This window comes from Streptosporangium minutum, assembly GCF_002149035.1.
GTDB lineage: Bacteria > Actinomycetota > Actinomycetes > Streptosporangiales > Streptosporangiaceae > Streptosporangium > Streptosporangium minutum.
Genome location: NZ_NGFP01000423.1, coordinates 1 through 3,858, shown reverse-complemented (window position 1 = coordinate 3,858; position 3,858 = coordinate 1). Strand labels below are relative to the sequence as shown.

Below are 3,858 nucleotides of genomic sequence, written 5' to 3'. Positions count from 1 at the left end.
GCATGGGGGAACGCATCGGCCCCGTCCCCCGCGGGGGCGGGGCCGATGCGTTCCCCCATGCTGGGCCCCTTCCCCGCACGGATCGGCAGCAACCCTGCTGAGCTGGGCTGATGCGGTCGCGGCCGGGGATCAGCCGCGTGGCGCGTACATGATGACGGCCACTCCCGTCAGGCGGATGAGCGCGCCCGCCACGTCCCGGCGGTCAGGCCGGAACCCGTCCATGACCATCCCCCAGATCGGGGAACCGGCGGTGAACGCCCCGCTGTGGGCGGCGGGGATCCGGCCTGAGCCGGGATCGGGCCGGAACGCGGCGGCAGACCCGTACGCCCCCGGGGCGATCACTCCGCCGGCGATCCGGAGCGGTCCCCGCCCTCCGCGCACTCCCTGCCGGACCGGCCACGCGCCGCCGATCCCCGCGAGGGCGGCGGACACGGACAGCGGCGGGGAGCGGGCGACGGTCGTGCCGCCGGCCGTACCCGGTCGCCAGCACCAGGCCGAGCATGACCAGCACCGCGACCTCGAAGACCACCACCAGCCGCTGGGTGACCCCGGCGGGGATGTCGTCGTTGGCCAGGTCGAACCCGGCCATCCGCACGACGTACGGCAGGACCACCAGGACCAGCACGCCCAGGGAGGCCAGGCTCAGCAGCCGCACCGACCGGGCATAGGGGCTCCCGGCGTATCGCCGGGCCAGTATCAGGCCCGCCACCGGCATCGTCAGGAAGGCTACGAACGCCGCGTACCGGTGGATGCCCCCGGACATCGACAGCGGCACCCCCGGCTCGTCGGTGGGGAAGGCCCCGATCAGCAACATGCACAGGCCCCAGACCCCGACCAGCAGCGCCGCCCTGCGGTCCGCGCCGCGCCGGGCCAGCGCGGTCCCGAAGGCCGTCGCGCCCACGGCGAAGGACGTGAGCGAGACGGGCAGCAGCCAGCCGTCCGGCTCGAACGCGTACTCGCTGATCACGGTGTGCACCGGATCGAGGCCCGTGGCCACGTGCAGCCCGAGCATTGCCACAGCTCCGACGCCGATCGCCGCGTAGCCGCCCAGGATCATCCTGGATCCTGAAAAAACCTGACTTGCCATGGCTCAACCATGGCGACGGGCCACTTTCCGCAGTACCGGAAATGATCCCCAGTCATCCCTGAGCGATCCCGGAGGAGGTCGGGGACGCAGTAGTGCCCGCGTCAGGGGGACGGCCCCGACGCCACGGCTGTGAGCTGGACGAAGGAGGTGGATGGTAGTGCCTGCCCCCTCAGGGTCACGGCTCGGGGGGACCCTGCTGGCAGGGGCGGCTCCGGGGACCCCGCTTGACTTCGAGCGCGCTCCAAGGCGCACAGTGGTGTCCATGGGGATCACCATCCAGGAGGCGTCGCGCAAGTCGGGGCTGAGCGCGCACACCCTGCGCTACTACGAGCGCATCGGGCTCATCCACGAGGTGGACCGTGGTCCGAACGGGCACCGCACCTACGCGGGGGCCGATCTGGACTGGCTCGACTTCCTCACCAAACTACGCGCGACCGGCATGCCGATCGCGGACATGTGCCGCTATGCCGAGCTGCGCAGGCGGGGGCCGGAGACGGCCGCCGAGCGGCGGCGGATGCTGGAGACCCACCGGGAGCGGGTCAGAGCACGGATCGCGCAGCTCACCGGGGACCTGGGAGTCCTCAACTACAAGATCGACTTCTACAACGCACTGGAGAACCAATGAACAGGCGCCGTCTCGGCCAGGAAGGCCCGGAGGTCTCGGCCATCGGGCTCGGCTGCATGGGAATGTCGGAGTTCTACGGCGCGGCCGACGAGGCCGAGTCGGTCGAGGTGATCCACCGCGCCCTCGACCTCGGGGTGACCTTCCTCGACACCGCCGACATGTACGGCAGGGGCCACAACGAGGAGCTGGTCGGGCGGGCGATCAGGGACCGCAGGGACGAGGTGGTGCTGGCCACGAAGTTCGGCATCGTCAGGACCGACGACCCGGCCCTCCGCGGTCTCGACGGCAGCCCCGACTATGTGAGGAAGGCCGCCGACGCCTCGCTCCAGCGGCTGGGCGTGGACCACATCGACCTCTACTACCTGCACCGGCGTGACCCGGCCGTGCCCATCGAGGAGACGGTCGGCGCGATGGGTGAGCTGGTCGCCGAGGGCAAGGTCGGCCGGATCGGCCTGTCGGAGGTGAGCGCCGAGACGCTGCGCAGGGCGCACGCCACGCACCCGATCGCCGCCCTGCAGAGCGAGTACTCGCTGTTCACCCGGGGGCTGGAGGAGGAGATCCTGCCGGCCGCCCGGGAGCTGGGCATCGCGCTGGTGGCCTACTCGCCGATCAGCCGGGGACTCCTCGGCGGCAAGCTGGCCCCTGCCGGGGAGCTGCCCGACGACGACTTCCGCAAGCACCTGCCCCGGTTCACCGGGGAGAACGGCGCCCGCAACGAGGCTCTCGTCGGCGAGGTCCGCAGGATCGCCGAGGAGGTGGGCTGCACGCCGGCCCAGCTCGCCCTGGCCTGGCTGCTGACCCGGGGCGAGGACGTCATCCCGATCCCGGGCACCAAGCGGCTGCGCTACCTGGAGGAGAACGCGGCGGCGGCGGACGTCACGCTGACCCCCGGCCAGCTCGCCGCGCTCGAAGCCGCCGTGCCGACCGGGGCCGCCCTCGGCGACCGCTACCCGGACATGTCCTCCATCGAACGCTGACCCGCGCGAGGGAGCCGCGTCCCCGCCCGATCGGATCGACGGTCATGCCCGGCGGCAGGCGGAGCGGGGCGAGGCCGGCTCCGATCCGCCATCCGCCTCAAGATGGATTCCATCCCCCTGACGCCCCCTCTACCCTCGCTTCATGAGCCCTCGTCCGCTCCCCGACGCGACCGACGTGCTGCTCGCGGTGGTCATGGCGCTGTTCGCGATCGCCGAGGAGGTCGGCGGGCGCACGCTCGGGCCGGACAGCCCGCATTCCGGCTGGTGGACGGTGGCCGCCGCCGCCACCGCGGTGCCGGTCCTCCTGTGCCGGCGGGCGCCGGCCGCCGTGACGTGCCTCTACTCGCTGGCGACCATCGCGGCGTTCGTCCACTTCGGTGGGATCGCGTCGGCGTGGCAGTTCTACATCCAGCTTCTGCTGCTTTTCACCCTGCTCAGCGAGTTGTCACCGCGGGACCCGCGGGCGGTCGCCGGGCTGGCGGTGACGGCGGCGTTCGTCGGCACGCTGATGCTCGCGTCCGCCGAGCCCTTGGGAGCGGGGGACGCGACGGTCGTGGTGGTGATGACCTCCATCGCCGGCGGCGCGGGCGTCGCCGTACGGCGCTACCGGCAGCTCGCCGTCCACGCGCAGGAGCGCGGCGAGCTGCTCGCCCGGGAGGCGGTGAGCGAGGAGCGGACCAGGATCGCGCGCGAGCTGCACGACGTCGTCGCGCACAGCGTCAGCGTGATGGTCATGCAGGCGGGGGCCGCGCGGCTGATGCTCCGGCGCGACCAGGTCACCGAGCGCGAGTCGCTGAACGTGGTGGAGGAGACGGGCCGCGAGGTGGTGGAGGAGCTGCGCCGCATGCTCGGGCTGCTCCGCACCGGCCCCGAGGGCGACGGGCTGGCGCCGCAACCGTGCCTGGCCCGGCTGGACGACCTGGTCGAGCAGATGCGCGCGGCAGGTCTCGACGTGCGGCTGAACGTCGAGGGCGAGCCGGTGCCGCTCCCAGCGGGTCTGGACCTGTCGGCGTACCGGATCGTCCAGGAGGCGCTGGCCAACACCCTCCGGCACTCGGGCCCCACCGGGGTCGGGGTGACGATCGCCTACCGGCCCCGGGTGCTGTCCCTGGAGATCCTCGACCAGGGTCCCCGCGCCGGCCGTACCGGGCACGGGGACGGGGCGGGAC

4 protein-coding genes and 1 pseudogene are annotated in these 3,858 nt (G+C 72.7%); 3 read left to right on the top strand and 2 right to left on the bottom strand.

Features of this window, described 5'->3' with window-relative positions:
• Nucleotides 1-129: 129 nt before the first annotated feature.
• On the bottom strand, nt 130-381 hold the full coding sequence (locus CA984_RS46860) for a YnfA family protein (RefSeq protein ID WP_341351768.1): 252 nt from the start codon (nt 379-381) through the stop codon (nt 130-132).
• Between the two features lie 121 nt (nt 382-502).
• Nucleotides 503-1,057: pseudogene (locus CA984_RS48510) on the bottom strand (DUF998 domain-containing protein); the annotation flags it as partial.
• A 292-nt stretch (nt 1,058-1,349) separates the two neighbouring features.
• On the opposite strand from CA984_RS48510, the gene CA984_RS43010 reads away from it, so the two are divergent.
• The 3 genes from CA984_RS43010 to CA984_RS43000 form a co-directional block, all read left to right on the top strand.
• The gene (locus tag CA984_RS43010; protein WP_086579034.1) at nt 1,350-1,712 is read left to right on the top strand and encodes a MerR family transcriptional regulator; all 363 of its coding nucleotides are present in this window, start codon (nt 1,350-1,352) and stop codon (nt 1,710-1,712) included.
• The gene (locus tag CA984_RS43005; RefSeq protein ID WP_086579033.1) at nt 1,709-2,689 is read left to right on the top strand and encodes an aldo/keto reductase; all 981 of its coding nucleotides are present in this window, start codon (nt 1,709-1,711) and stop codon (nt 2,687-2,689) included. The genes CA984_RS43010 and CA984_RS43005 overlap by 4 nt, the downstream gene beginning before the upstream one ends.
• 142 nt (nt 2,690-2,831) lie before the next feature.
• Nucleotides 2,832-3,858 (top strand): sensor histidine kinase (locus CA984_RS43000; RefSeq protein ID WP_086579032.1); only part of this gene is annotated, 1,027 nt, incomplete at its 3' end.

Excerpts from the sequence above, each read along its gene's own strand:
- CA984_RS43010 (WP_086579034.1), top strand. The coding sequence starts at position 1,350 with ATGGGGATCACCATCCAGGAGGCGTCGCGCAAGTCGGGGCTGAGCGCG.
- CA984_RS43005 (WP_086579033.1), top strand. The coding sequence starts at position 1,709 with ATGAACAGGCGCCGTCTCGGCCAGGAAGGCCCGGAGGTCTCGGCCATC.